Genomic DNA, 26,735 nt, shown 5'->3' on the forward strand with positions numbered 1-26,735 from the left:
GTGGTCGGTTCAGGCGTCGACCGGGGTCAACAGCGGCCGGCCCGTGAAATGGGCGTGCAGGTTGTCGAAGGTGAGCTGGCCCATCGCCTCGCGCGTCTGCTTGGTTCCGCTGCCGATGTGCGGCGTCAGCACCACGTTGGGCAGCGCGCGCAGGGCTTCCGGCACGTTCGGCTCATTGGCGAAGACATCGAGCCCGGCGCCGGCGATGGTGCCGTGTCGCAGCGCATCGATCAGTGCGGCTTCGTCGACCACGCTGCCGCGCGCGACGTTGACCAGGTAGCCGTCGGGGCCGAGCGCCTGCAGCACGCGGGCATCGATCAGTCCCTTGGTGGCGGCGCCGCCGGGCGTGATCACGACCAGGAAGTCGACCGCCGCGGCCAGCGAGACCGGGTCGGGGTGGTAGGCATAAGGGACACCGGCACGCGGCGAGCGCGAGGTGTAGGCCACCTCCATCTTGAAGGCCAGCGCGCGCTCGGCGATCGCCTGGCCGATGCGGCCCATGCCGACCAGGCCGAGCCGGCCGCCCGTGACCTTGCGGCTCAATGCGATCGGGCCGTGGGTCCATTCGTTGGCGCGCACGAAGCGGTCGGCCTGCGGGATGCGGCGCGCGGCCGCGATCAGCAGGCCGATGGCGAGGTCGGCCACATCGTCGTTGAGGACCGCCGGCGTGTTGGTGACCGGCACGCCGCGCGCGTGCGCGGCCGGGACGTCGATGCCGTCGTAGCCGACGCCGAAGACCGAGATCACTTCCAGCGCCGGCATTTGCGCGATCAGTTCGCGCGGCACCTTGGCCTCGCCGTTGGCGACCACGCCGCGGATGCGCGGCGCCACGGCGGCGAAGGCGGCCGGGTCGCTGACGTGGATGCGGTCGTGCAGGGTGTAGTGCTGACGCAGTTGGTCGAGCAGGAAGGGCATCAGCGGCGCGACGAGCAGCAGCTCGGGCCGGTCCGTGGCGTGGCTCATTGGAAAACCTCCGTGCTTCGCACTGCGGTGCGAGCCCCCTTCGGAACGGCCGGGCGGGGGCTCATACCTTGATCCCCAGCTTCTGCACCAGCTGCTTGAAATAGTCGTGGTCGCGCTGCATCGCCTGGCCGAAGGCCTCGGCGTCGAGGTAGGCGAAGCCGAGGTTGAGCTTGTCGAGCTGCTCGCGCAACAGCGGCTCGTCGGCGCCCTTGCGGGCCATGGTGCGCAGCACCGTCGAGATCTCGGCCGGCGTGGCCTTGTGCACCGCCAGCCCACGCCAGGTGCCGATCGAGAGGTCGATCTTGCGCTCCTTGAGCGTAGGCACCTTGTCGAAGGCCTTCAGGCGCTGGTCGGCCATCACCGCCAGCATCTTGAGCTTGCCGGCCTGCACATGGACCGCCACTTCGCCGGGACTCACGGCCACCGCGTCGATGTGGCCGCCGAGCAGCGCCACCACGCCGGGTGCCGCACCCTGGTAGGGCACATGGTTGAACTTGACGCCGGTCTTGTCCTCGAGGCCCGCGGCGGCCAGGTGCCAGATCGAGCCGTTGCCGGAATTGCCGACCTTCATCTCGCCGGGCTTGGCCTTGGCGGCGGCGAGGAATTCCTCGATCGTGTTCCAGGGCGCGTCGGACTGCACCGTGATCGCGGCCGGGTCGGCGTTGAGGCGCGCGATCGGCTGGAAGTCGGCGTAGGTGAACTTCGAGAGGCCGAGGTGCGGCAGGATCACGAGTTCGGCGATGACGACGCTGACCTTGTAGCCGTCAGGCTTGCCGTTGAGCACGTCGCTCATGCCGACCACGCCGCTCGCGCCGGGCCTGTCGTTGACGACCAGCGGCTGCGGGAAGTGCTTCTTTGCGGCTTCCGCGAAGGCGCGCGCCAGCGCGTCGGTCCCGCCGCCGGCAGAGGCCGGCACCACGAGCTCGACCGGCTTGGTCGGGTAGTCTTCGGCCTGCACGGGCAGCACCCAGGGCAGCAGGGCTGCGGCTCCGAGGCCCTGCAGCAACTGCCGGCGCCCCGCGTTCGATGAATGGGCCATGAATCGTCTCCTGCGGAGCCCGCCGCGGAGCCCTCGATTCAAATCATATGATGATTGACTTCGACCGCCGGCAGGAGAAACCCTGATCGGCCGCGATCAGCCGGCGGCCATCGCCCGCTTGACGAAACGCCCCGCGCGCGCACCGGTGGCGCGCCCTTCGGCGGTGTAGCTCAACACGCCGTTGACCCAGACCCGCTCGATGCCTTCGCTGAACTGGCGCGGCTGCTCGAAGGTCGCGCCGTCTTTCACGCGCAGCGGATCGAAGACCACCACGTCGGCCATGTGGCCGACCTTCAGCAGGCCGCGGCCGTCGATGCGAAAACGCGCCGCCGACAGGCCCGTCATCTTGTGGACCGCCTCTTCGAGCCGCAGCAGGCCCTTCTCGCGCCAGTAGCTGGCCAGCACGCGCGGGAACGCACCCCACAGTCGCGGATGCGGCCGTTCGTCGTTCGGCAGGCCGTCGGAGCCGATCATCGAGAGCGGATGCGCCATCACGCGCTGCACGTCGTCCTCCCGCATCTGGAAGTAGCAGGCATTGCCAGGCTTCAGGCGCCGGGCCGCCTCCTGCTGCGTGACGCCCCACTCCGCCGCGATGTTGGCCAGATAGCGGCCGCCGACCTCGGGGTGCGGCTGGCTGCCGGTGATCAGGATGTCGATGATGCCGTCGACCAGGTCCTCGCGCAGCACGGTCGAGCCGGCCGTGTAGGGATAGACGTCCATGGCGATCTCCTGGCCGCGCGCCAGCGCTTCGATCAGCGGCAGCGTCTCGCGGGTGCGGCCCCAGTTGGCGGGTCCGGCGCATTTGTGATGCGAGATCACGAGCGGCAGGCCCGACTGCCGCGCGGTCAGCGCTGCCTCCTGCAGCGCCGGCAGGATGCCGGCCAGTTCGTCGCGGATGTGGGTGGCGTAGACACCGCCGTTGCGCGCCGCCACGCTGGCGACCGCGACCAGCTCGTCGACGTCGGCGGCGAACGCCTCTTCGTAGAACACGCCCGACGACAGGCCCAGCGCGCCGGCGTCCATCGCCTCCTGCATGTCGGCCGCCATGGCCGCGCGCTCGGCCGCGTTGGCGGCCCGGTCGAGCACCGGCATGTGGCGCATCCGCAGCGCGGTGTGGCCCAGCAGCGCAGCGACGTTGACCGCCGGCCGCGCCGCGTTCACCGCTTCGGCATAGGCGCGCATCGTGGCGTGGCGGAACTGGCCCCGGCCCAGCAGCGACAACGGTGCCGGCGGCGTGTCGGTCACCATCGGCGCGAGCGAGATGCCGCAGTTGCCGACGATCACGGTGGTCACGCCCTGCGAGATCTTCGGCAGCATGTCGGCCTTCTCGATCGCGGCCGAGTCGTCGTGCGTATGGACGTCGATGAAGCCGGGCGCGACCACCAGGCCGGTGCAATCGATCTCGTCGATGGGGCCCAGCGCGCGCAGGCCGGCGAGCAGATCGGGGGATGTCCGGCCAGGCGCCGCCACCGACACGATGCGCCCGCCGGCGAGCAGCACGTCGCCTTGCCATCCCGGGCTGTCGCTGCCATCGACGACCGTGCCGCCCCTGAGCAGCGTCGCGTGGCCGGATCCCGTGGCGCCAGTGTCTGGCATGGTCATCGTTCGTCCTCGAATGTCTCCGACGCGCCCGAATACTCGGCGCTGTCGAAGCCGTGCTTGTGCAGCAGCTGCTTGAATTGCTGAAGGCCGCGCGTCGCGACCGGTCCGAGCTTCTGCGCCAGCCGCACCATCAGGATCTCGATCACCACCAGGTGCGCGAGATAGGCTTCGGTGCCGACCCGCATCACCGCGTCCTGCGGCACCGAGACTGCGAGCACCAGGTCCGCGATCTCGGCCAGCTGGGTGCCCGGCTGGGTCAGCGCCACCACGGTGGCGCCTTGCGAGCGCGCAAAACGCGCGGCCTCGAGCGTGTAGGGCATGCGACCGACGTGCGAGATCACGAAGGCCACGCCATCTGGCCCCAGCGTGCTGGCCGAGACCAGCTGCTGGTGGGCGTCGAAGATCGCGTTGGCGGTGCACCCCAGCCTGAACAGCCGGCTCTGCAGCTCGTTCGCCATGAAGGTCGACGCCGCGCCCACCGAGTAGCAGTCGATGCGCCGGGCCTCGGCCAGTCGGCTCGCGACCTTGTCGAGCACCTCGACGTCGATGCGGCGGCCCAGCTCGGTCAGCGAGGACACGGCGGCGTGGACGATCTTGCTCGCCACGTCGCCCGCGCTGTCCTCGGCCAGCACGCTGCGGTGCAGGTAGGAGCCCGTGACGGCCAGGTCCTGGGCCAGCGCCAGCATGAACTCGCGCACCGACTCGAAGCCGAAGCTGCGGCAGGTCCGAACGATGGTCGGCATCGATACGCCGGCCTGCTGCGCGAGCTGCTCGACCGTGGCGGCAACCGCCGCGCGCGGGTCCTCCAGCACGCACTGCACCACGCTGCGCTGCGCTGCCGGCAACTGCGCCATGCGCTCGCGCAGGCGCTGCAGGAGATGAACGGAAGGGTTGTGCATGTCGGCCCTCAGAAGCGCGTGCTGATGGCGCCGCTGACCGCCAGGTCGTCGTCGACCAGCGCGAGCCAGCGCCACTTGTCGAAGGTGGTGCATGGGTGCGAGATGCCCAGCGCGACGCGATCGCCGACCTGCGGCACAGGGCCTGCGGCATCGAAGCGCAAGTAGGCATGCTGGTCGTTGAGCGCGCTGATCGTCCAGCCGGGCGGCGCATCGGCCGCCACGCGGGCGCCGCGTGGCGCATGCCGCACCGGAATCGGCAGCTCCAGGTCGTAGGAGATGTCGCGGCGGCCGCAGGTCAGCAGCGCCAGCCCGGGCTCGGGCACCGACTGCACCATCGCCCAGACCTCCAGGGCCGGGCGCAGCGAGGCGTCCAGCCCTTCGCGCTGCTCCACCTGCTTCAGGAAGCGGGCGTAGTTGCCGTTGTCGTGCGTGACATAGCAGCCCGAGCGCAGCACGCCGAGCACCGGGCGCGACAGCCCCTGTGCTCGCAGCAGCGGCACGACCAGGTCGAACACCGCGGAGCCGCCGGCCGTGAGCATCAGGCTGTCGTCACCGAACAGGTTCTGCGCATCGCAGCAGCGCGCGACTTCGAGCACGCGCTGCACCAGCGCCGTGACTTCACGCGCGTCGTGCTCGCTGTCGCAGCGGGCGAGGCCGCCTTCGTAGCATTCGATGCCGCCGAGGTGCACGGCCGGCGAGCGCGAGATCGCGGCAGCCAGTGCGAGCGCTTCCTCGAGCGTGCGGCAGCCGGTGCGCTGGCCGGGAATGCCGATCTCCAGCAGCACGTCGAAGCGCCGCGGGCTTTGCCGGCGCCGCGCCCAGTCCTCGATCAGCGCCAGCTGCGCCAGCGAATCGACCAGGAACCAGACCCGCAGGTCGCCGTGCCCGGCCAGCAGCACGTCGAGGCCGTCGAGATCGGCATCGGCGAGCACCTGGTTGGCGATGATGGCCCGCCGCGCGCCCGCCTCGACGCCCACGGCCAGCTGGAAGATGGTCGCGAAGGTGAGGCCCCAGGCGCCACCGGCCAGCTGCTGCGCGAACAGCTCGGGCGACATGGTGGTCTTGCCGTGCGGCGCCAGGGTCACACCCTTGCGCCGGGCGTAGTCCTGCATCCAGGCGATGTTGTGCGCCAGCGCCGAGCGGCGGATGACGGCCAGCGGATAGGCCAGGTCATCGGCCAGCACGTTCCAGCCCTTCTGGCCGATGTCGGCGGCGCGGCATGGCGCGGCGCCCAGCGGATAGCTCTTGCTTCGGTGGTCGAGGATCAGCTCTTCAGTCATGTTCGTTCCGTTTGGTGCTTCGTGTGCCGCCAGCGTACTCAAAGATCGTTGCGCCAGCAGGCGTGCCAGTGGCCAGTCTGCACTTCGCGCAGCTGCATGTCGGCGCTGGCGCAGCGTTCCTCGGCCAGCGGGCAGCGGGTGCGGAACACGCAGCCCGAGGGCGGATTCGCCGGGCTCGGCAGGTCGCCCTGCAGCAGCGGGACCACGCGCCGCTGGGCCGGGTCGGGGATCGGTGCCGCCGCCAGCAGCGCGCGTGTGTAGGGATGTTGCGGGCTGGCATAGAGCGCTTGCGTCGGCGCGATCTCCATCACCCGGCCGAGATACAGCACCACCACGCGATCGCACAGGTACTCGACCACGTCCAGGTCGTGCGAGATGAAGAGCAGCGTGAGCCCGAGCTGCTCCTTCAGTTCGCCCAGCAGGTTCACCACCTGGGCCTGGATCGAGACGTCGAGCGCCGACAGCGGCTCATCGGCGACGATGAACTGCGGCTCGACCGCGAGTGCGCGCGCGATGCCGATGCGCTGGCGCTGCCCGCCGGAGAACTCATGCGGGAATCGCTCGGCGTGCTCGGGCCGCAGGCCCACCTGCTGGAGCAGCTGCTCGATGCGCGGCTTGCGCGCCGCACCCTTGGCCAGCCCGTGCGTGTCGAGCGCCTCGGCCAGCACCTCGCGGATGCGCATGCGCGGGTTGAGGCTCGCGTAGGGATCCTGGAAGATGATCTGCACCTTGGAGCGCAGGGGGCGGAACTGCGACTGCGACAGCTTAGCCAGGTCTTGCGGCGGCGCATCCGAGCCCTGCGGCTGGTAGGACATGGCACCGCCGGTCGGATCGACCAGCCGCGTCAGCAGGCGCCCGATGGTGCTCTTGCCCGAACCCGATTCGCCGACCAGCCCGAGCGTCTCGCCCTTGCGGATGTCGAAGCTCACGTCGTCGACCGCGCGCACCGGATGGCTGCCCTTGCCGAAGTATTTCTTCAGGTTGCGGATCTCGAGCAGGTTCTCGCTCGCCAATGTTGCGCTCGTCATGCGGCCAACTCCTCGGTGAATCCGATGCAGCGCACCCGGCGATCGCCGCCGCTGGCATCGAGCATCGGCATGCGGGCGTCGCAGGCCTCGCGGCGGTGCGTGCAGCGCGGCGCGAAGGCGCAGCCGGGCGGCGGCGCGAAGGGGCTCGACACCTGGCCGGGGATGGCGACCAGCTGGGGGCGCCGGCCGGGCAGCACGGGCGAGGCGCGCCGCCGCGCCACGCCCGGCAGGCAGGCCAGCAGGCCGCGCGTGTAGGGATGCGCGGGCCGGGCGAACAGGTCGTGCACCGGCGCCGACTCGACGATCCGGCCCGCATACATCACGGCCACCGCGTCGGCGTACTGCGCGACCACGCCGAGGTTGTGGGTGACGAACAGCATGCTCATGCCGGTCTCCTTCTGCAGCCGGCCCATCAGCGCCAGGATCTGCGCCTGGATCGTGACGTCGAGCGCGGTGGTCGGCTCGTCGGCGATCAGCAGGGTCGGGTTGCAGGCCATCGCGAGCGCGATCATCACGCGTTGGCGCATGCCGCCCGAGAGCTGGTGCGGGTACTCGTTGACCCGCTGCGCCGCGGCCGGGATCTCGACCAGTTCGAGCATGCGCTGCGCATGGGCGTGCGCCGCCCTGCGGTCGAGCTTCAGGTGCAGCCGCACCGATTCGGCGATCTGCTCGCCGATGGTCAGCACCGGATTCAGGCTGGTCATCGGCTCCTGGAAGATCATGCCGAGCTCGTTGCCGCGCAGCGCGCGCTTTTCGGACTCGGGCAGGTCGAGCAGATTGACGCGTCGGCCGTCGCGCCGCACGAACCAGGCCTGGCCCTCGACCTGCGCATGCGAGGTCTTGGCATGCAGGCCCATCAGCGTGAGGCTGGTGACGGATTTGCCGGAACCCGATTCGCCGACCAGCGCCAGCGTCTCGCCGGGACGGATCGCGAACGAGACATCGGCCACGCTCTGGATGCGGCCGGCCTCGGTGGCGAAGGAGGTCGACAGGCCCTGCACTTCGAGGCGGGGCGATGCGGATGCGATCGGGTTCATGCGGCCTTCCTCAGCTTCGGGTCGAGCAGGTCGCGCACGCCGTCGCCCAGCATCTGCAGCGACAGCGCCGTCAGCACGATGGCCAGGCCGGGACAGAAGATGGTCCAGAAGGCGCGGTCTGCATAGTCGAGGCTGCCGGCGATCATCGTGCCCCAGGTCGGGATGTCGGGCGGCACGCCGACGCCAAGGAACGACAGTCCGGCCTCGGCCAGGATCGCGTAGGCGAAGATGAAGGTCACCTGCACCAGGATCGGCGACATCAGGTTCGGCAGGATGTGCTTCCAGAGGATCTTCGGCGTGCGCACGCCGAGCGCGCGCGCCGCGTCGACGAACAGCAGCTCGCGCAGCACCAGCGTGGTGGCGCGCACCACGCGGGCCACGCGCGGCGTGTAGACGATCACCAGGGCCAGCATCACGTTCCACAGCGAGACGCCGAGGATCGACACCAGCGCGATGCCCAGCAGGATGTCGGGGAAGGACATCATGGCGTCGACCACGCGCATCAGCGGCGCGTCGAGCCGGCGGAAGAAGCCCGCGAGCATGCCCATCAGCGTGCCGAACAGCACCGCGCCGGCGGCCGTCACGACGCCGATCAGCAGCGAGTAGCGCGCGCCGTGCACGATGCGCAGCATCACGTCGCGGCCCAGCTCGTCGGTGCCGGCCCAGTGTTCGAGCGAAGGCGCGTGCAGGCGCTGGCCGATCTCGATGGCGCCGGGGTCGGCATCGGACAGGAGCGGGTAGAGCACCGCGACACCGGTCACCAGCAGCAGCACCAGGGCCGCCGCCAGCACGATCTTGCGCCCGAACAGGCGCCGCGCCACCGGCATCGCTGCGCGCCAGCGGGAAACGATTGCGGCTCTCATTTGCCCTCCAGCCGGATGCGCGGATCGACCAGCGTATAGATGAAGTCGACACCGAGGTTGATGAAGACGTAGATGGCGGCGATGACCAGCAGCGTGCCCTGGATCACCGGATAGTCGCGCCGCAGCACCGCGCGCACCACCAGGTTGCCGACGCCGGGCAGGTTGAAGACCGTCTCGGTCACGACCGTGCCGCCGATCATCAGCGCCAGCGTGAGGCCGAGCACCGTGACGATCGGCACCAGCGCGTTGCGCAGCACGTGCTTGACCATGATCACGCGCTCGGGCAGCCCCTTGGCACGGGCCGTGCGCACATAGTCCTCGCCGAGGATGTCGAGCATCGAGGCCCGCGTGAAGCGGATGATCAAGGCCGAATTCAGCAGGCCCAGCACGAGGGCGGGCAGCAGCAGGTGCTGCAGGCGCTCGCCGAAGGACGCGCTCGGATCGCCATAGCCCGAGGCCGGGAACCAGCCGAGCCTGACGGCGAAGAACTGGATCAGGATCAGGCCGAGCCAGAAGCTCGGGATGCTGGCGCCGAGCATCGCGACGCCGCTCACGGCCTGGTCGGCCGCGCTGCCGCGCCAGATCGCCGCCGACATGCCGGCCGGGATGCCGATCAGCGCCGCGATGCCGACCGCGAACAAGGCCAGGAACAAGGTCGGCTCGGCGCGCTCGAGCAGCGCCTGCGAGACCGGCCGCTGCAGGAACAGCGACTGCCCGAGGTTGCCCTGCAGCAGCTCGCCGACCCACAGCACGAACTGCGTCGGCAGCGGCTTGTCGAGGCCGTACTGGATGCGGGCCTGGGCGATATCGGCCGTCGTGGCCTGGTCGCCGAGCAGCAGCGCGACCGGATCGCCGGAAGCCAGCCGGGTCAGCGCGAAGACGAGCACCGCGACGATGGCGAGCACCACCACGGCCCCCGCCAGGCGGGTCAGCAGAAAGCGCAGCATGGGGCGTTCCGTTCCGGCCTACTTGGCGAGGCCGGTGTTCCAGAAGAACGGCCAGATGGCGGGCGTGTAGCCCTCGAGCTTGGCCGAGCGCGCCGACAGTCCGTTGAACTTGCCGACCTCGATGAACGGCACTTCGTCATACACCGTCTGCTGCACCGTGCCCCACAAGGCGCCGCGCTTGGCACTGTCGGTTTCCTGGTTGAAGGCCTTGATGCTGGACTTCTTCGCCGCCGAATCCCACCAGCCCGGCGCGTCGTCGCCGAGCTGCGGCGGCGACAGCATCGGTTCCGGGAACAGGCCCGAATGGGTGAAGTAGACGTCCCACAGCTTCGGGTCGTTGCGCCGCTGCACCAGGGTCGCCCAGTCGACCACCTGCAGGTCGGTCTTGAAGCCGGCCTTCTTGAGCTGCTCGGACATCACCAGCGCCATGTTGTAGTGGAACTCGTACTGGCGGCTGGCCATGATGCGGATCGGCTGGCCGTTGTAGCCGGCCTTGGCCGCGGCCTCCTTGGCGGCCTGCGGATTGCGCGTGTTGTAGACGTTGCTGCCGGCCGCCGCGAAGTACGGCGTGCCCTTCGGGAAGAAGTTCGGCTCGACCACGAAGAAGCGGTTGTCGCCGAAGCCGGCCGCCATCAGCTCGCCCTGCCCGACCGCGGTCTGCACGGCGCGGCGCAGCGGCTGCGAGGTCAGCACGCCCTCCTTGGTGTTGAACACGATGTAGGGGAAGCCGAAGTTCTTGGTGACGATCGGCACCACCGCCGGCGCGCCCTTCTCGATCCGGCCGATGGCCTCGACCGGCAGCAGGTCGGCGTACTGGAACTGGCCCGACAGCGAGCCCTCGACGCGGGTGTTGGCATTCGGCACCGGCACGAAGCGCAGTTCGTCGAGCACGGCTTCGCGACGGCCGGCATAGCCGCTCGGTGCTTCCTTGCGCGCGCTGTAGCCGTCGAAGCGGGTCAGCACCGTGAACTGGTCGGGCCGGCGCTCCTTGAACTTGTAGGGGCCGGTGCCGATGAAGTCCTTGAGCTGCGGCGCGATGCTCTCCTTGGCCATGATGGCGGCCATGCCGCTCGGCAGCGCGAGCTGGGCCAGCAGCGGCGCATACGGGTTCTTGAGCTTCAGCTCGACGCCGAGCGGGCCCTTGGCGCTCAGCGACTCGACTTCCTTGGCGACCGACTTGCCGCGCGGCGAGAGTTCCATCCAGCGCTGCAGCGAGGCCACCACGTCGTCGGCGTTGAGGTCGCGCCCGTTGTGCAGCTTGACGCCCTTGCGGATCGTGAAGCTGTAGCTGAGGCCGTCCTTCGAGACCACGGGCATGCCTTCGGCCAGCATCGGCGCCACGTTCCAGTTGGCGTCGAAGGTGTAGAGCGGTTCGTAGACGTGCTGCATGATCGTGCCGACCAGGTCGGCGGTGCTGACCATCGGGTCCAGGCCCTGCGGCTCGCCGACCATGGCGAGGTTGGCGGCCCCGCCCTTGGGCAGTTCGGCCTGGGCCGCACCGGCCCACAGGCCGAACGCGACGCAGGCGGCGAACGCCCCCGCGAGCGGACGCCATGGCGATCCACGCGTTGGCTTCAACCGGAGAAAACCAGATGTGGCTACAGTGTTGGCGGAAGATTGCATCGCGGCTCCGTGAGTAATAACATTACATCGGCGATCGTATTTCCCAGCGAATTGCGCGTCAAACGGGGGTTTACCCTTAATTTTTCTGTAATTTCATTACACATCTAACCGCTATGTCCAAAGTTGAAATGCTCGGCCAGTCGCCGATCGCCTCCGATCGCCAGGCCCGTCCGCTGTCGCCCGCCACCCGCGCCGGCGACTTCGTCTTCGTCTCGGGCCAGGTGCCCACCGACGACCAGGGCCAGGTCATCGTCGGCGGCATCGAGGCGCAGACGCGCCAGGTCTTCAAGCGCATCGAGCAGGCTCTGGCGCTGGCCGACTGCACCCTGGCCGACGTTGCCAAGGTCAGCGTCTGGCTCGACGACGCGCGCGACTTCGGCAGCTTCAACCGGGTCTACATGGAATGCCTGGGCGAGCACCGGCCCGCGCGCTCGACCGTCGAGGCGCGGCTGATGATCGACGCCAAGGTCGAGATCGACGTCACGGCCTACAAGCCGCGCGGCTGAGACGGAGACCGCGCCGATGTCTTCCCATCACCTGGTGGCGGTCGACTGGGGCACCAGTTCGCTGCGCGGCGCGCTGCTCGACGCCGACGGCCGCGTGCGCGAGGAGCAAAGCCATCCGCGCGGCATCCTGAGCGTCAAGCCCGGCGGCTTCACCGAGGTCTTCGAGACCCTGTTCGGCGACTGGATGCGCCCGCTGGGCACCCGCTGCCTGATCTCCGGCATGGCCGGCAGCAAGCAGGGCTGGGTCGAGGCCCCCTACTGCCCCTGCCCCGCCGGCCTGTCCGAGGTGCGCGCCAAGGTGCTCGAGATCGAGCCCGGGCGGATCTCGATCGCGCCGGGCCTCAACGACAGCCACGACGGCGTGCCCGACGTGATGCGCGGCGAGGAGGTCCAGATCTTCGGCGCCATGGCGCTGACCGGGCTGCGCGACGGCCTGTTCGTGCTGCCCGGCACGCACAACAAGTGGGCCCGCGTCAAGAACGGCATGGTGACGGGCTTTCGCACCTTCATGACCGGCGAGCTCTATGCGCTGCTGAGCCAGCATTCGATCCTGGCGCGCACGCTCGACACCTCGGCGCCGCTCGACGAAGCCGCCTTCCTGCAGGGCGTGACGCAGTCCGACAACGGCCAGGGACTGCTGCACAACGCCTTCGGCGCGCGCACCCTGGCGCTGTTCGACCGCATGCCGACGCGCGAACTCGCCAGCTACCTGTCGGGCATCCTGATCGGCGAAGAACTGCGCACCCAGTCGGTCCATGCCGCGGTCGACGTGGTGCTGATCGGCAGCCCCGCACTCACGCAGCGCTACCAGCTGGCGCTGCAGGCCTCGGGCACCCAGGCCCGCACGCTCGGCGCCGAGGCCACCTGGGCCGGCCTGCACGCCCTTCACTCCACCAGCCACCGAAAGACATGACCATTCCGCTCGCCAAATTCTCCGCCGCCATGCAGGCACTGCCGCTGGTGGCGATCCTGCGCGGGCTCACGCCGGCCGAAGCGCCCGCGGTGGGCGACGCCATCGTCGACGCCGGATTCCGCCTGCTCGAGGTGCCGCTCAATTCGCCGCAGCCGCTCGAGAGCATCGCCCTGCTGCGCCAGCGCTTCCCGCAGGCGCTGGTCGGCGCCGGCACGGTGCTCGACCCGCAGCAGGTGCGGGCGGTGCAGGGTGCGGGCGGCGAACTGATCGTGGCGCCGAACTTCAACGCCGAGGTGATCGCCGAGGCCGTGCGCCTGGGCCTGGTGAGCCTGCCCGGCGTGATGACGCCGACCGAGGCCTTCGGCGCCCTGTCCGCGGGCGCCACCGGGCTCAAGCTGTTCCCGGCCGAGCTGGCGTCGCCGGCGGTGGTCAAGGCCCTGCTCGCGGTGCTGCCCAAGGACACGCCGCTGATGCCGGTCGGCGGCATCACGCCCGACAACATGGACGCCTGGCGCGCCGCAGGCTCGGCCGGCTTCGGCATCGGTTCGGCGCTCTACAAGCCGGGCAAGAGTGCCGCCGCGGTGCACGAGGACGCACTGCGCTTCGTCGCCGCGTTCAACCGCACGCAGCGCGCCTGACAATCCCCGCCATGACCGCAGACTCCGACTACGCCAGCCCCGCCGTGCGCACCCTGCGCGAGGACCTCGCGCTGGCCTTGCGCGCCGCCGCGCACCACGGCCTGTCCGAAGGCGTGTGCAATCATTTCAGCGTCCTGCTGCCCGGGGCCGGCGACCGCTACCTGATCAACCCGCGCGGCCTGCACTGGAGCGAGATCGGCGCCGACGACATCGTGCTGATCGATGTCCATGGCGAAGTGCTCGCCGGCCGGCACCGGGTCGAGCCGACCGCCCTCTTCATCCACGGCGCGGTGCATCGCCTCACGGGCCATGCAGTGGTGCTGCATTGCCACATGCCCTATGCGACCGCGCTGACGCTGACGGCCGACCGCGCGCTCGACCCGACCTTGAGCCAGAACGCGATGCGCTTCATGGACCGGATCGCGGTCGATGCCGACTACAACGGCCTGGCGCTCGACGACCGCGAGGGCGAGCGGATCGCCCGCGCCATGGTCGGCAAGGACGTGGCCTTCCTCGCCAACCATGGCGTGGTGGTGGCCGGCGCGCGCATCGCCCATGCCTACGACGACCTGTACTACCTCGAGCGCGCCTGCCTGCACCAGGTGATCGCGCAGTCCACCGGCCGGCCGCTGATGCCGGTCGATCGGGCGCTGGCCGCGCAGGTCGCGGCCCAGATCCAGGGCGAGCGCGAGCAGTCGGACCTGTTCTTCGAGGCCCTTCGGCGCCTGCTGCCGGCGCCGAGACCCGCTCGGCCCGCGTAGGGACCGCGCCGCCATCAGCTTCTCAGGAAGGCTGGATCCGGCGCATCAGCCCGCGGGTGGTGCGTGGCCAGCCGACCCGGCCGAACCAGGCGCCGCCCGCGATGGCCGAGGCGATGACCACGCCATAGACGACCAGCGCAGCGCCCTGCACCGCGAAGACATGCAGCAGGTCGCCGCCCCAGCGCAGCGCCAGCCAGCCACCGAGCCCGGCCACCAGCAGCCGCGCCAGGTTGCCGATCACCGGCCACAGCAGGCGCCCCGCCCCTTGCGACGCGAAGTACAGCACCAGCCCGACGCCGAAGAAGCCATAGAACGGACCGACCGCGCGCAGGTACTGGGCGCCGGCCTCGAGCATCGCCGGGTCGTGTCCGAACAGCAGCAGCCAGGGGCGCGGGAACAAGGCCGCCACGAGGCCGATGGCGCCCGAGAGCACGAAGGCGATGGCAGCGCCGGCCCAGGTGGCGCGCAAGGCGCGCTCGCGCTGGCCGGCGCCGATGCAGGTGCCGACCATCGCGACCAGCGGCGCGCCGAGGCCAAACACCAGCGGCACCAGCAGGTACTCGAGCCGAGAGGCCGTGCCGTAGCCGGCGATCGCGCCGGGTCCGAAATGGCCGGTCAGCGCGGTCGCGATGCCGATCGACAGGTTGGTCGCCACGGTCGACACGGCGGCGACCAGTCCGATGCGCAGGATGTCGCGAAACAGCGGCCAGCGGAAGCGCATGCCGGCCCATGAAGGCCGCAGCAGGCTGCGCCCGGAGCGCAGGTAGACCCACAGCGCCAGCGTGCCGCCCAGGTAGTACAGCAGCAGGGCCACCGCCCCGCCGGCGATGCCCAGACCGGGGACCGGGCCCCAGCCGAAGATCAGCAGCGGCGACAGCGGAATGAGCAGCACGACGCCGACCACCGTCACGTTGGCCGGCACCGCCATGTTGCCGGTGCCGCGCACCACCGCCGCCAGCGAGTTGAACAACCACACCAGCACCGCGCCCGAGAACGCCACGTGGGAATAGATCAGCGCCGCCTCGAGCGAGGCGCCGTCGCCGCCCATCAGCGTGAACAGCCAGCGGCCGCCGAACAGCATCGCGGCCATGAACAGCACACCGAAGCCGACCGCGATCGCGATCGCATGCAGCACCAGCGCATCGGCATCGTCGCGCCGCCGGGCGCCGAGCGCGCGCGCAATCGACGAGGCGATGCCGCCGCCCATTGCGCCGGCCGAGGTCATCTGCATCAGCATCACGATCGGGAACACCAGCGCCATGCCGGCCAGCGCATCGGTGCCGAGCTTGCCGACGAAGAAGGTCTCGATCAGCCCGACCGAGGCCTGCGCGACCATCACCACCACGTTGGGCGCTGCCAGCCGCAGCAGCGTCGGCACGATCGGCGCTTCGAGCAGGCGCCGGGTGCGGGGGTCGAGCGCCGTCATGCCGCCGCCGTCTTCGCCACCAGCACCGGCCGCGCCTCGCGGATCGGCAGGTTGACCAGCGCCGCGCCGGCCGCCAGCGCGATGTCGATGTACCACACGATGTCGTAGCTGCCGGTGGCCTGGAACACATAGCCGCCGAGGAAGGCGCCGAGGAAGCCGCCGACCTGGTGCGCCAGCATCACGATGCCGAACAGCATCGCCATGTTGGCCGGGCCGAACATCTTGGCGACCAGGCCGGCGGTCGGCGGCACGGTCGACAGGAAGGTGATGCCCATCACGGCCGCGAAGACCAGCATCACGGCGGGCGTCTTGGGCGCCAGCAGGAACGCCAGCACCGCCAGGCCGCGGACCGCATAGAGCAGTGCCAGCAGCGACTTCATGCGCCAGCGGCCGACGGCCCAGCCCATCGCCAGGCTGCCGACGATGTTGAACAGGCCGATCATGCCGAGCGCCCAGCCGCCGATCTCGGGCGGCAGGCCGCAGGCCGCGACCACGCCGGGCAGGTGGGTGGCCAGGAAGGCGACGTGGAAGCCGCAGACCAGGAAGCCCAGGCTCAGGTAGCGGTAGCTCGGCGTCGCCAGCGCCTGGCCGATGGCCTGGCGCGCGGTCAACGGCCTGGTGCCGCTGGCGGCGGCCGATTGCGCCGCCAGCTGCTTCGAGTTGCCCTTGAGCACCCACACCGCCGGCAGCGCGAGCAGGATCAGGATCGCCAGCCACTGCAAAGCGCTGGCCCAGCCGACGGTCGCCATCAGGCCGATCGCGATCGGCGCCATCGCGAACTGGCCGAAGGAGCCGCCCGCGTTCACCACGCCGGTGGCCAGGCCGCGCTTGTGGGCCGGCACCAGGCGCGTGGTCGCGGCCATCAGCACCGAGGGGCCGGCCATGCCCGCGCCGCCCGCGGCCAGCACGCCGATCGCGAAGATCAGGCCGCCGGTGGTGGTCATCAGCGGCGTGAGGAAGGTGCCCAGCGCCACCAGCAGCACGCCGATGAAGATCACGCGGCCGGTGCCGATGCGGTCGGCCACCGCGCCGGCGAAAGGCTGCGTCAGGCCCCACCAGAGCTGGCCGAAGGCGAAGGCGAGGCTGATGCTGCCGATGCCCAGGCCGGTGGCGGTGTTCAGCGACGACAGGAAGAGCCCCATCGTCTGGCGCACCCCCATGGTCAGGGCGAAAGTGCCGGCCGCGGCCAGCAGCACCAGCCAGACGGCGTAGCGCGCGACGGGCGCCGGGCCCGCGGTGGTCTTGTCATTCATCGCGCTCTCCCTCGGTCGTTTCGTCCGGGCCGCTCAGCAGTGCGATGCTTTCGTCGACCAGGGCATGCAGCGCCAGCACCCGGTCGATGCCGAGCAGCGCATTGAGCTTTTCCTGCGCGGTGCGCCAGTGGCGCTGCGCCTCGGCGCGCTTGCTGCGGCCGGCCTCGGTGATCTCGACCAGCCGGCTGCGCGCATCGGACCCCTCGCCCTGCGTGAGCCAGCCGGCCGCCACCATCGGCTTGAGGTTGCGGGTCAGCGTCGAGGCGTCGACGCCCATCGCCTTCGCGAGCTCGCCCGGACGGATCGGGCCGAGGTGCATCACGTGCGACAGCAGCGAGTACTGCGAGGTCTTGAGGCCGCTGTGGGCGACCTCGGCGTCGTAGTGGCGCGAGACCTGGCGCGCCAGGTGCCTGAGCCGGAAATTGGTGCAGCCCTGGGGCTTGGCGATGGCATTCATGGAGATGATTGTAGCTACAATCATTGCATATGCAACTTTGACGAGGAAACACGAATGACAGCCACCGATCGACTGGCAGCCTGGATCGCCGAGGAAGACGCCATTTCCGAACGCCTGAACGCCGGGCCTGGCCCCGGCGTGGCGCGTCCCGAGCAGCTCGCCGGCAAGACCGGCCTCGAAATGATGGAGGCCATGCTGCGGGCCGAAATCCCCTATGCCGCGATCGCCAAGACGCTGTCGTTCCAGATCATCGAGGTCGGGCCCGGGCGCGCGGTGTTCCAGGGCCGGCCGCTGGCCGAGCACCTGAATCCGCTTGGCACCATCCACGGCGGCTGGTTCGCCACCCTGCTCGACTCGGCGCTGGGCTGCGCGGTCCACACCATGATGCCGGCCGGCCGCGGCTACACCACTGCCGAACTCGGCGTGAACCTGGTCAAGGCGCTGTCGCCCAAGGTGCAGCGCGTGCGCGCCGAGGGCAAGGTGCTGCACTGCGGCCGGCAACTGGCCACCGCCGAGGCCCGCCTGGTCGGCGCCGACGGCACGCTCTACGCCCACGCCACCACCACCTGCCTGGTGTTCGAGATGCCGAACCGCTGACCCGGCTCCCGCATGCCGGGACCGAAATGATCTTCTTGCAAGGCATGGTGGGCATCGCTACGATCCAAGTCCGCGTCTCTGCCAGTTGAGCGGTACGGCCCGAGCTGCCGTGGAATACGAAAGGAAGCCACGATGAAGCCCCGATGCCTTCTCTGGCGAACGATCAGCGCCAGCCTGACGATCGCATGGGGCTGCGCGAGCCTTCCCGTGCTCGCCCAGTCGGAGGCGATTCCATCGTTCCGGGAAGTCGATTCCATGGAGGCCCGCGTCCAGGGCTGCGTGACCTGCCACGGCCAGAGCGGCCAAGGCACGAACAACGGCTACTTCCCCCGCATTGCCGGCAAGCCCGCGGGCTATCTGTACAACCAGCTGGTGGCCTTTCGCGACGGCACGCGGCACTACGCGCCGATGAACTACCTCGTCGCCTATCTGCCGGATGCCTACCTGAAGGAGATTGCCCAGCACTTCGCGAGCCAGCGTCCCCCGTTCGCGCCGGCGGACGCGATGAAGGCGGACCTGGAAACCATGCGCAGGGGCGGCGCGCTGGTGGCGGGCGGAGATGCCGGCAAGGGCATTCCCGCGTGCGTCGCCTGCCACGGCGTCGCGCTGACGGGGATGGAACCGGGCATTCCCGGCCTCGTCGGCCTGCGGCCGACCTATGTGGTGGCCCAGCTCACGCGCTGGCGCGTCGGCGAGCGCCACGCGGCCGAACCCGACTGCATGAAGCGGGTGGCCACGCGCCTGTCCGATGCGGACATGAACGCGGTCGCGGCCTTTCTGTCACAACAGGCCGCGCCCAAGGACCCGTCGCCGGAACCGGCCAATGTCGTTCGCATGCCCCTGGCATGCGGCAGCCAGAAGTGACGGTCATGAAACTGGCATTCAAGATCCTCCTCGCGCTCGTGGTGCTGGCGGTGGCGGGCGCCGCCGTCTTGTGGTGGTTGCGGCCTTCCGCATTGCCCGAGCCCGGCCGCGCCAGCACGGCCCCGAAGGATGCGACCACCGAGGTCATCACCCGCGGCGAATACCTGGCGCGTGCCGGCGACTGCGTGGCCTGCCACACGGAGCCCACGGGCAAGCCATTCGCGGGCGGCCGCGCGATGCCCACGCCTTTCGGCGCACTCTTCGTTCCCAACATCACGCCCGACGACGAGACCGGGATCGGCCGATGGACCCCCGACGACTTCTACCGGATGATGCACACGGGCGTTTCCAAGGACGGCACGCTGCTGTATCCGGCCATGCCGTTTGCCTCGTACACCAAGGTCACGCGGGCGGACAGCGACGCCATCTTTGCCTACCTGATGTCGGTCACGCCGGTGCGCCAGCAGAACCGGCCGCATGAGCTCAAGTTCCCATTCAACAACCGGGAGCTCCTGATCGGATGGCGAACCCTCTACTTCAAGGAAGGCGAGTTCATCCCCGACCCGAAGCAGAACGCCGAATGGAACCGTGGCGCGTACCTTGTCCAGGGGCTCGGCCACTGCGCGATGTGCCACACGGCCATCAACGCGCTGGGCGGATCGAGCGAATCGAAGGCATTCGAAGGCGGCATGATCCCGAACCAGAACTGGTACGCCCCATCGCTCACTTCCAACCGCGAGGCGGGGCTCGGCAACTGGGAGATCCAGGAGATCGCCGACCTGCTGCAGGTCGGCGTCTCGCACCGCGGCACCACCTACGGTCCGATGGCGGAGGTGGTCTACAACAGCCTGCAGTACCTCAGCGACGAGGACGTCAAGGCGATGGCCGTCTACCTCAGGGCCTTGCCCCAGCGCGACTCCGAGCCGCCGCCGACCAGCCAGGCCCGGCTCGTGAGCCCCAGCGTCATGGAAACGGGGCGCAAGATCTACAGCACGCAATGCGCGATGTGCCATGGCGAAGAGGGCAAGGGGCATCCACCGTCGTTCCCGCCGCTGGCGGGCAACCAGTCCATCACGATGGCATCGCCGGTCAACTCGATCCGCATGGTGCTCAACGGCGGCTACGCGCCCGGCACACGCAAGAACCCGCGCCCGCACGGCATGCCGCCTTTCAGCCACATCCTCGACGATGAAGAAGTGGCCGCCGTCGTCACCTACATCCGCGTGGCATGGGACAACAGCGGCACCCCGGTCGACGCATCCCAGATCAGCGAACTGCGCAAGTTGCTGCCCGAATGAGGAAGCCAGCCATGTCCAGCATCAGCGAACAAGAAGAAGACCGCCGCGTCGACGACATCGTGCGCCGAGGGCCCGCGGGCGCGTTCGCGGTGGCGGGCATCGCGACGGCCATCGTGGTGGCGATCTACTTCATCTTCTATTTCGCGGTGTACCTGCCGCGCGGTGCCGTGCAATGAGCGCGACCCTGCCCTCGCACGAGTCGGAGGCGATTGCCGTCGCGGCCGAGCGACGCTGGACCTGGATCGTCGGCGCGATCATCGCGGTGCTGATCCTGATGATGGTCGTCACCGGCGTGCACTGGGCCTCCATGCCGCCATCGCGCGTGGAGACGATCGACGTGAAGACGCTTCATCTGCGGGGCGAGTTCGTCGAGAGCAATCTCGGCACGGCCATCGAGTCGGACGGCCGGGTGGTCGTTCGCCTGATCGCGCAGCAGTATTCGTTCGAGCCGCAATGCATCGCGGTCCCGGCCGACATGCCCGTGACCTTTCGCGCCACGGCGACGGACGCCATCCACGGATTCATCATCGGCCGGACCAATGCCAACACGATGGTCGTGCCGGGCTTCGTGGCGACCTTCACGACATCATTCAGCCGGACCGGCGAACAGTTGATGCCATGCCACGAGTACTGCGGCACAGGGCACGAGGCGATGTGGGGGCGCGTGCAGGTGCTGCCGCGCGACGAATTCATGGCCAAGGCCCGGCCGGGTGAAAGGCTCAGTTGTGTTGCACGCTAGAAAACTCGTTCTGGCCCACTTCTGGGTGGCCTTCGTCGCCTTTCTGGGCGCGCTGGTGCTGGGTGCGTGGCAGATGTACATCCGCAGCCCGCTTTCGACCTGGATCAACAACCCCGAGCACTACTACCGCTCGGTCACCGCCCACGGCACGGTCATGGCCTACGTGCTGCCCACGCTGGTGGCGATGGGGTTCGGCTATGCCATCTCCGAGCTTGCGCTGAAGAAGCCGCTGATCGGCATGCGCTGGGCGTGGGCCGGCTTCTGGCTCGTGGTGGTCGGCACGGCGGTGGCGGCCGTGACGATGGCATCGGGCAAGGCGTCGGTGCTCTACACCTTCTACCCGCCCATGCTCGCGAGTCCGTTCTACTACCTGGGCGTGGTGCTGGTGGTCGTGGGTTCGTGGATCTGGGTCGCGCTCATGGCCATCAACCTGCGCGCATGGAAGAAGCAGAACCCCGGCGAGCCCGTCCCGCTGGCGATGTTCGGCAACGTGGCCGGTGCGTACCTGTGGGCGTGGACGTCGCTCGGCGCGGCGATCGAAGTGCTCGTGCTGATCCTGCCGGCTTCGCTGGGGCTCACGGACACGATCAACGCCGGCCTCGCGCGCGTCTTCTTCTCGTGGACGCTGCATGCCATCGTGTACTTCTGGCTGATGCCCTCGTACATCGAGTTCTACACGATCGTGCCGCGCGCCATCGGTGGCAGGCTGTACAGCGACACCATGGGGCGCGTGGCATTCGTGCTCTTTCTCGTGTTCTCGATGCCGATCGGCATCCATCACCTCTTCGCGGACCCGCAGGTGGGCGCGGGCTTCAAGTTCGTGCATGCGGTGATGACGGCGATGGTGTCGGTGCCGACGCTGCTCACGGTGTTCACCATCGTGGCGTCGGTCGAGATCGCCGGCAGGCTGCGCGGCGGCCAGGGGATGTTCGGCTGGCTCAGGACGCTTCCGTGGGACAACCCGATGATGCTGGCGGTGACCTTCTCCTTCATCATGCTCGGCTTCGGCGGCGCGGGCGGCATCATCAACATGAGCTACCAGCTCAACGAGACCATCCACAACACGCAGTGGGTGACGGGGCACTTCCACCTGATCTTCGCCGGTGCGATCGTGCTGATGTACTTCATGATCGCCTACGAGCTGTGGCCGCAGCTCACGGGATGCGCGCCGCTGTCGGCCGCGCTCGTCAAGTGGCAGATCTGGCTGTGGTTCATCGGGATGATGATCCTGTCGATGCCGTGGCACCTGGTCGGCCTGCTCGGCATGCCGCGGCGCATGGCCTACTACGACTTCACGCATCCCGAGCTGCAGCCGCAGGCCTGGACCGTGACCGTGTCGGCGATCGGCGGGTTCATCCTGCTCGCGTCCGGCATCCTGCTGGTGTACACGCTCGCCACTGCCCGCAAGAAGGAAGGCACGGTCGTGGCGCCCTTCACCTTCAGCCGCACGGCGCATCCGTCGGCGCATACGCCGGTCGCGCTGAACGGCTTCGGCCTCTGGGTCGCGATGATGATCGGCCTCACGATCGTCAACTACGGCTACCCCATCGTGCAGCTGGCTTCGCTGAAGGAAGCCTCCGTGCCGGTGATACCGATCGGGAGCCGGTGATGAAGGTGCACGACACGCCCGGCTGGCGCAACCCCTGGTTCCGCAAGAGCATCTTGTGGCTGATCGTCCTGACCGTGGGCGCATTCCTGGCGGGCTTCGTCCTGCTGCCTTCGGTGCACAGCGACTTCAGCGCCAAGGGGGTGTGGGCCAGCATCTGCAGGGCGGCCGGGGTGCCGGCCGACTGGTCCTTCGGCGCGGCGCCCCGGCAGGCCGCGACGTCCACGGATGTCGTGCTGGATCGATCGATGGGCAAGGAGGGCTCGCCCCAGGCGGTCGGACGCGGCGCCACGCTGGCGCTCAACTGCACCATGTGCCATGGCGCCCAGGGAATGAGCACGTCCGATGCGCCCAACCTCTCCGGCCAGTACCCGGAAGTGATCATCAAGCAACTGATGGACTACCGCGGCGGCAAGCGGGGCAGCCCCATCATGGTCGCGCTGTCCAGGAACCTGTCGGACGCGGACATCGCCGACCTGGCGGCCTACTACGCCCAACTGCCGAAGGCGCGAACCGCGCCGACGACCTATGACGAGGAACTCCCGGCGCTGGTGCGGGTCGGCGCGCCCTTGCGCAATATCGCACCCTGCGTCTCGTGCCATGGCGGCATCGACCAGAAGTTCGGCGCCCCGTGGCTGGAAGGCATGCCCAAGGGCTATCTCGCGCTGCAGCTCAAGGCATTCCGCTCGGGTGAGCGCGGCAACGATTCCGAGGCCCAGATGCGCAACGTGGCCCGCACGATGACCGACGCGGAAATCGAGGTCGTCTCGGCCTTCTATGCACGCAAGGCCGGTCCGCGGACCGAATGACCGGTCGCTCCTGGCGGGTCCTGCGCCGGCGTCGCGGAGAACACTTCGAATTTGTGGGTGAATCGGCCCAGCACCCCAAAAGGTGGCAGTGATAATTATTCGCATTGGCGCGCACCCACCGCCCGCCGGTGCCCCTTGTCACTGCCCCCTGGAGAAGCCACATGACCGCACGCCCTCGCGCGCCTGCCCGCGCGACCCTCGCGCTGGGCGCGACCGCCCTCACCCTGCTGGCCGCCGCCCTGCCGGCGCACGCTGCCGGCGAAGTCACGCTCTACACCACGCGGGAGCCCGGCCTGGTGCAGCCGCTGCTGGCGGCCTTCAGTGCCCAGAACGACATCAAGGTCAACACCGTCTTCGTGAAGGACGGCCTGCTCGAAAGAGTCAAGGCCGAAGGCGCGCGCTCGCCGGCCGACGTGCTGATGACGGTCGACATCGGCAACCTGGTCGACCTGGTCGATGGCGGGGTCACCCAGCCGGTGCAATCGGCTGCGCTCCAGACGGCGATTCCATCGAACCTGCGCGGCAGCGACGGCCAGTGGTTCGCGCTGTCGCTGCGGGCCCGCGTGTTGTATGCGGACAAGAGCCTGCCGCTCACGGCCTTCCGCTACGAGGACCTCGCCAACCCCAAGTACAAGGGCAAGGTCTGCATCCGCTCGGGCCAGCATCCCTATAACGTGGCGCTGGTGTCGGCCATGATCGCCCACGACGGCGAAGCCAAGGCCGAGCAGTGGCTGCGCGGCGTCAAGGCCAACCTGGGACGCAAGGCCACCGGCGGCGACCGCGACGTGGCGCGCGACATCCTCGGCGGCATCTGCGACGTCGGCTTGGCCAACTCCTATTACGTCGGCCAGCTCAAGGGCGCCAAGGAAGGCACGGACGCCCGCAAGTGGGGCGATGCGATCAAGGTGGTCAAGCCCACCTTCGCCCAGGGCGGCGGCACCCACGTCAACATCAGCGGCGCCGCGGTCGCGAAGCACGCGCCGCAGCGCACCAATGCGGTCAAGCTGCTCGAGTTCCTGGTCTCGCCGCCGGCGCAGGTGCTCTACGCCGAAGCCAACTACGAATTCCCGGTCCGCCAGGGCGTCGCGCTCGATCCGATCATCGCCAGCAGCATCGGCGAGCTCAAGGTCGATCCGCTGCCGGTCGCCGAGATCGCCAAGTACCGAAAGCAGGCCAGCGCGCTGGTCGACAAGGTCGCGTTCGACCAGTGACCCGGCTGCGGCCGGTCGGCCCGGTCTGGCGGACCGCTTCGATGACGATCGCGCTCGGCGTGCTGGCGCCGGTGCTGAGCCTGCTGTGGCTGGCCTTCGGTTCGGGCCTCGGCCACTGGGCCCGGCTGGTGCGCGACGTGCTGCCGCAGGCGGCGCTCGACACCGCCGTGCTGCTGGCCGGCGTCGGCCTGCTGGTGCTGCTGATCGGCACCGGCTGTGCCTGGCTGGTGAGCACCTGCGACTTCCCCGGCCGCGGCGTGCTGCACTGGGCCTTGCTGCTGCCGCTCGCGATGCCGACCTACATCGTGGCCTTCGCCTATCTCGATCTGCTGCACCCACTCGGACCGGTGCAGGGCGCGCTGCGCTGGCTGCTGGGTTTCGACAGCCCGCGCCAGTTCCGCCTGCCCGACCTGCGCTCGATGCCGGGCGCCATCTTCGTGCTCGGCTTCGTGCTCTACCCCTACGTCTACATGACCGCTCGCGCCATGTTCATAACCCAGCCGGCCCACCTGATGGAGGCGGCCCGCTCGCTCGGCGAGAGCCGCGCCGGTGCCTTCTTCCGCGTCGCGCTGCCGCTGGCCCGCCCGGCGCTGGCGGTCGGCCTCAGCCTGGCGCTGCTGGAGACGCTCAACGACATCGGCGCCTCCGAATTCCTCGGCATCCGGACCCTCACGGTCGCGGTCTACACCACCTGGATCACGCGCTCCGACCTCGCCGGCGCGGCGCAGATCGCGTCGGCGATGCTGCTGGTCGTGATCGCGCTGGTGCTGCTGGAGCGCCACGGACGGCGCCGCCAGCGCTTCGGCTCGGCCCAGCGCATGCGCGCCATCCAGCCGCGGCGCCTGCACGGCACGGCCGCCTGGCTGGCCAGCGCCGCCGCGGCGCTGCCGGTGCTGGTCGGCTTCGCGGCGCCCGCGCTCCATCTGGTGTGGGAGACCGTCAAGCGGCTGCGCCAGGGCAACGGCATTTCCGGCGCGTTGATCGACAGCCTGGTCAACACGCTCGGCGTCGCGACGGGCGTCACAGTGGTCGCGGTGGCGGCCGGACTGGTGGTCGCCTGGGCGGTCCGGGCCCAAGGCTCGGCGCACCACGGTGCACGCTGGCAAGGCCGGGCCGCCACGCTGGGCTATGCGGTGCCAGGCACCGTGCTGGCGATCGGCCTGCTGACCCCGGCGCTGGCCGCCGATGCCGCCCTGGCCGGGCTGATCGGCCACCCGGGCCTGCCGCTGATGGGCGCCGGCGTGGTGCTGGTGGTGGCCTGCGCGATCCGCTTCCTGGCGATGCCGGTGGGCGGCATCGAAGCCGGTCTCGCGCGCATCCCGCCGGCACTCGAGCAGGCCGCCCGCCTGCTCGGCGAAAACACCGGCGGCACCTTGCGCCGGGTCCACCTTCCGCTGCTCCGGCCGGCGATCGCAGCCAGCGCGCTGCTGGTGTTCGTCGACGCGATGAAGGAGCTGCCGGCCACCCTGCTGCTGCGCCCGGCCAACTTCGACACGCTGGCCACCCGGCTCTACGCCGAGGCCGCGCGCGGCACCTACGAGGAAGGCGCGATCGCGGCGCTGGCGATCGTGGTCGCCGGACTGCTGCCGGTGGTGCTGCTGGCGCGCCATGGGCTGTCGGAGGCCACTGTATGAGCGCCGCGCTATCCCTCGAGGGGCTGCGCCTCGGCTACGAAGGCCCAGGCGGGCTGCACACGGTGGTCGAGGACTTCTCGCTGGCGCTCGAGGCCGGCGACATCGGCTGCCTGCTCGGCCCTTCGGGCTGCGGCAAGTCCACGGTGCTGCGGGCGATCGCCGGCTTCGAGCCGGTGCGCGCCGGCCGCATCCGGCTGGGCGGCGTCACCTTGTCCTCGCCCGAGGTCCACCTGCCGCCCGAGCGGCGCCGGGTCGGCATGATGTTCCAGGAGTACGCGCTGTTTCCGCACCTGGACGCGGCGCGCAACGTGGCCTTCGGGCTGCGCCGCCTGCCCCACGCCGAGCAGCATCGGCGCGTCGCGAAGATGCTGGCGCTGGTCGGCCTGCCGGATGCCGGCGAACGCCATCCCCACCAGCTCTCGGGCGGCCAGCAGCAGCGCATCGCACTGGCCCGTGCGCTGGCGCCCGAGCCGGCGCTGCTGCTGCTCGACGAGCCTTTCTCGAACCTCGACGGCGCCACCCGCGAGCGGCTGACCGCCGAGGTGCGCGAGATCCTCAAGGCCGCCGGCCAGACCGCGGTGCTGGTGACGCACAACGAAGCCGAGGCACGGGCCATGGCCGACTGCATCGGCGTGATGCACGAGGGGCGGCTGACCGACTGGGGCGCCAGCCGCCGCGGGTAGCTGAAGACGCCAAGAGGGCTTTTTTAGACAAGGTTTTCACGGCGCGGAAGAATCCCGCT

General features: G+C 69.7%; 27 protein-coding genes. 14 read left to right on the forward strand and 13 right to left on the reverse strand.

Translation table 11 applies throughout. The annotated features are described in order from the left end of the window. Positions 1 to 9: 9 nt before the first annotated feature. The 10 genes from QTI68_RS17015 to QTI68_RS17060 all read right to left on the reverse strand — a co-directional run bounded on the left by QTI68_RS17015 (position 10) and on the right by QTI68_RS17060 (position 11,167). Positions 10 to 963 carry a 2-hydroxyacid dehydrogenase gene (locus tag QTI68_RS17015; RefSeq protein ID WP_286522932.1) on the reverse strand — a complete coding sequence of 318 codons (954 nt, stop codon included), beginning with the start codon at positions 961 to 963 and terminating at the stop codon, positions 10 to 12. A gap of 61 nt (positions 964 to 1,024) precedes the next feature. After that, positions 1,025 to 2,002 (reverse strand): Bug family tripartite tricarboxylate transporter substrate binding protein, encoded by a 978-nt coding sequence (locus QTI68_RS17020; protein WP_286522933.1) that lies wholly within the window; start codon positions 2,000 to 2,002, stop codon positions 1,025 to 1,027. Between the two features lie 96 nt (positions 2,003 to 2,098). Further along, positions 2,099 to 3,598 carry an N-acyl-D-amino-acid deacylase family protein gene (locus QTI68_RS17025; protein WP_286522935.1) on the reverse strand — a complete coding sequence of 500 codons (1,500 nt, stop codon included), beginning with the start codon at positions 3,596 to 3,598 and terminating at the stop codon, positions 2,099 to 2,101. Positions 3,599 to 3,600: 2 nt separating this feature from the next. Next, positions 3,601 to 4,503, reverse strand: a complete 903-nt coding sequence (locus QTI68_RS17030) for a MurR/RpiR family transcriptional regulator (RefSeq protein WP_286522936.1) — start codon at positions 4,501 to 4,503, stop codon at positions 3,601 to 3,603. An 8-nt stretch (positions 4,504 to 4,511) separates the two neighbouring features. Beyond that, positions 4,512 to 5,783 carry an amino acid deaminase gene (locus QTI68_RS17035; protein ID WP_286522937.1) on the reverse strand — a complete coding sequence of 424 codons (1,272 nt, stop codon included), beginning with the start codon at positions 5,781 to 5,783 and terminating at the stop codon, positions 4,512 to 4,514. Positions 5,784 to 5,821: 38 nt separating this feature from the next. Next, positions 5,822 to 6,811 (reverse strand): ABC transporter ATP-binding protein, encoded by a 990-nt coding sequence (locus QTI68_RS17040; RefSeq protein ID WP_286522938.1) that lies wholly within the window; start codon positions 6,809 to 6,811, stop codon positions 5,822 to 5,824. Beyond that, positions 6,808 to 7,848, reverse strand: a complete 1,041-nt coding sequence (locus QTI68_RS17045) for an ABC transporter ATP-binding protein (RefSeq protein ID WP_286522940.1) — start codon at positions 7,846 to 7,848, stop codon at positions 6,808 to 6,810. The genes QTI68_RS17040 and QTI68_RS17045 overlap by 4 nt, the downstream gene beginning before the upstream one ends. Further along, the gene (locus tag QTI68_RS17050) at positions 7,845 to 8,711 is read right to left on the reverse strand and encodes an ABC transporter permease (RefSeq protein ID WP_286522941.1); all 867 of its coding nucleotides are present in this window, start codon (positions 8,709 to 8,711) and stop codon (positions 7,845 to 7,847) included. Before QTI68_RS17050 ends, QTI68_RS17045 begins: the two co-directional genes overlap by 4 nt. Next, the gene (locus QTI68_RS17055; protein ID WP_286522943.1) at positions 8,708 to 9,658 is read right to left on the reverse strand and encodes an ABC transporter permease; all 951 of its coding nucleotides are present in this window, start codon (positions 9,656 to 9,658) and stop codon (positions 8,708 to 8,710) included. Before QTI68_RS17055 ends, QTI68_RS17050 begins: the two co-directional genes overlap by 4 nt. 18 nt (positions 9,659 to 9,676) lie before the next feature. Next, complete coding sequence (locus tag QTI68_RS17060; protein ID WP_503011713.1) at positions 9,677 to 11,167, reverse strand: ABC transporter substrate-binding protein; 1,491 nt, start codon at positions 11,165 to 11,167, stop codon at positions 9,677 to 9,679. 227 nt (positions 11,168 to 11,394) lie between these two features. On the opposite strand from QTI68_RS17060, the gene QTI68_RS17065 reads away from it, so the two are divergent. From QTI68_RS17065 to QTI68_RS17080, 4 genes are read left to right on the forward strand one after another with little or no spacing between them, the layout of a single operon-like run. Further along, a complete protein-coding gene (locus QTI68_RS17065; RefSeq protein ID WP_286522947.1) occupies positions 11,395 to 11,787 on the forward strand; it encodes a RidA family protein in 393 nt (130 codons plus the stop codon). Between the two features lie 16 nt (positions 11,788 to 11,803). Then, entirely contained in the window at positions 11,804 to 12,700 is an 897-nt protein-coding gene (locus QTI68_RS17070) for a 2-dehydro-3-deoxygalactonokinase (RefSeq protein WP_286522949.1), read from the forward strand. Then, the gene (locus QTI68_RS17075; RefSeq protein ID WP_286522951.1) at positions 12,697 to 13,338 is read left to right on the forward strand and encodes a 2-dehydro-3-deoxy-6-phosphogalactonate aldolase; all 642 of its coding nucleotides are present in this window, start codon (positions 12,697 to 12,699) and stop codon (positions 13,336 to 13,338) included. Before QTI68_RS17070 ends, QTI68_RS17075 begins: the two co-directional genes overlap by 4 nt. Positions 13,339 to 13,349: 11 nt before the next feature. Then, a complete protein-coding gene (locus tag QTI68_RS17080; RefSeq protein ID WP_286522953.1) occupies positions 13,350 to 14,099 on the forward strand; it encodes an aldolase in 750 nt (249 codons plus the stop codon). Between the two features lie 22 nt (positions 14,100 to 14,121). On the opposite strand, the gene QTI68_RS17085 is transcribed toward QTI68_RS17080, so the two are convergent. The 3 genes from QTI68_RS17085 to QTI68_RS17095 are packed head-to-tail and all read right to left on the reverse strand — an operon-like array spanning position 14,122 to position 17,235. Then, positions 14,122 to 15,525, reverse strand: coding sequence for an MATE family efflux transporter (locus QTI68_RS17085; RefSeq protein ID WP_286522954.1), 1,404 nt, complete (start codon positions 15,523 to 15,525; stop codon positions 14,122 to 14,124). After that, positions 15,522 to 16,778, reverse strand: a complete 1,257-nt coding sequence (locus QTI68_RS17090) for an MFS transporter (protein WP_286522955.1) — start codon at positions 16,776 to 16,778, stop codon at positions 15,522 to 15,524. Before QTI68_RS17090 ends, QTI68_RS17085 begins: the two co-directional genes overlap by 4 nt. After that, on the reverse strand, positions 16,771 to 17,235 hold the full coding sequence (locus QTI68_RS17095) for a MarR family winged helix-turn-helix transcriptional regulator (protein WP_286522957.1): 465 nt from the start codon (positions 17,233 to 17,235) through the stop codon (positions 16,771 to 16,773). The genes QTI68_RS17090 and QTI68_RS17095 overlap by 8 nt, the downstream gene beginning before the upstream one ends. Before the next feature lie 54 nt (positions 17,236 to 17,289). Here QTI68_RS17095 and QTI68_RS17100 point away from each other — a divergent pair, with 54 nt between their 5' ends. The 10 genes from QTI68_RS17100 (at position 17,290) to QTI68_RS17145 (ending at position 26,676) form a co-directional block, all read left to right on the forward strand. Further along, positions 17,290 to 17,832, forward strand: coding sequence for a PaaI family thioesterase (locus QTI68_RS17100; RefSeq protein ID WP_286522958.1), 543 nt, complete (start codon positions 17,290 to 17,292; stop codon positions 17,830 to 17,832). Positions 17,833 to 17,964: 132 nt separating this feature from the next. Next, positions 17,965 to 18,696 carry a c-type cytochrome gene (locus QTI68_RS17105; RefSeq protein WP_503011706.1) on the forward strand — a complete coding sequence of 244 codons (732 nt, stop codon included), beginning with the start codon at positions 17,965 to 17,967 and terminating at the stop codon, positions 18,694 to 18,696. A gap of 5 nt (positions 18,697 to 18,701) precedes the next feature. After that, entirely contained in the window at positions 18,702 to 19,994 is a 1,293-nt protein-coding gene (locus tag QTI68_RS17110; protein ID WP_286522961.1) for a c-type cytochrome, read from the forward strand. 11 nt (positions 19,995 to 20,005) lie between these two features. Next, positions 20,006 to 20,170, forward strand: a complete 165-nt coding sequence (locus QTI68_RS17115; protein WP_286522962.1) for a hypothetical protein — start codon at positions 20,006 to 20,008, stop codon at positions 20,168 to 20,170. Continuing rightward, positions 20,167 to 20,733 (forward strand): cupredoxin domain-containing protein, encoded by a 567-nt coding sequence (locus QTI68_RS17120; RefSeq protein WP_286522963.1) that lies wholly within the window; start codon positions 20,167 to 20,169, stop codon positions 20,731 to 20,733. The genes QTI68_RS17115 and QTI68_RS17120 overlap by 4 nt, the downstream gene beginning before the upstream one ends. Beyond that, on the forward strand, positions 20,720 to 22,342 hold the full coding sequence (locus QTI68_RS17125) for a cbb3-type cytochrome c oxidase subunit I (RefSeq protein WP_286523200.1): 1,623 nt from the start codon (positions 20,720 to 20,722) through the stop codon (positions 22,340 to 22,342). Before QTI68_RS17120 ends, QTI68_RS17125 begins: the two co-directional genes overlap by 14 nt. Beyond that, the gene (locus QTI68_RS17130; protein WP_286522965.1) at positions 22,342 to 23,148 is read left to right on the forward strand and encodes a c-type cytochrome; all 807 of its coding nucleotides are present in this window, start codon (positions 22,342 to 22,344) and stop codon (positions 23,146 to 23,148) included. Before QTI68_RS17125 ends, QTI68_RS17130 begins: the two co-directional genes overlap by 1 nt. 161 nt (positions 23,149 to 23,309) lie before the next feature. After that, on the forward strand, positions 23,310 to 24,359 hold the full coding sequence (locus tag QTI68_RS17135) for an extracellular solute-binding protein (RefSeq protein WP_286522968.1): 1,050 nt from the start codon (positions 23,310 to 23,312) through the stop codon (positions 24,357 to 24,359). A gap of 41 nt (positions 24,360 to 24,400) precedes the next feature. Further along, on the forward strand, positions 24,401 to 25,993 hold the full coding sequence (locus tag QTI68_RS17140) for an ABC transporter permease (RefSeq protein ID WP_286522970.1): 1,593 nt from the start codon (positions 24,401 to 24,403) through the stop codon (positions 25,991 to 25,993). Next, a complete protein-coding gene (locus tag QTI68_RS17145) occupies positions 25,990 to 26,676 on the forward strand; it encodes an ABC transporter ATP-binding protein (RefSeq protein ID WP_286522971.1) in 687 nt (228 codons plus the stop codon). The genes QTI68_RS17140 and QTI68_RS17145 overlap by 4 nt, the downstream gene beginning before the upstream one ends. Positions 26,677 to 26,735 lie beyond the last annotated feature (59 nt).

Source organism: Variovorax sp. J31P207 (assembly GCF_030316965.1).
Classification (GTDB): domain Bacteria; phylum Pseudomonadota; class Gammaproteobacteria; order Burkholderiales; family Burkholderiaceae_C; genus Variovorax; species Variovorax ginsengisoli_B.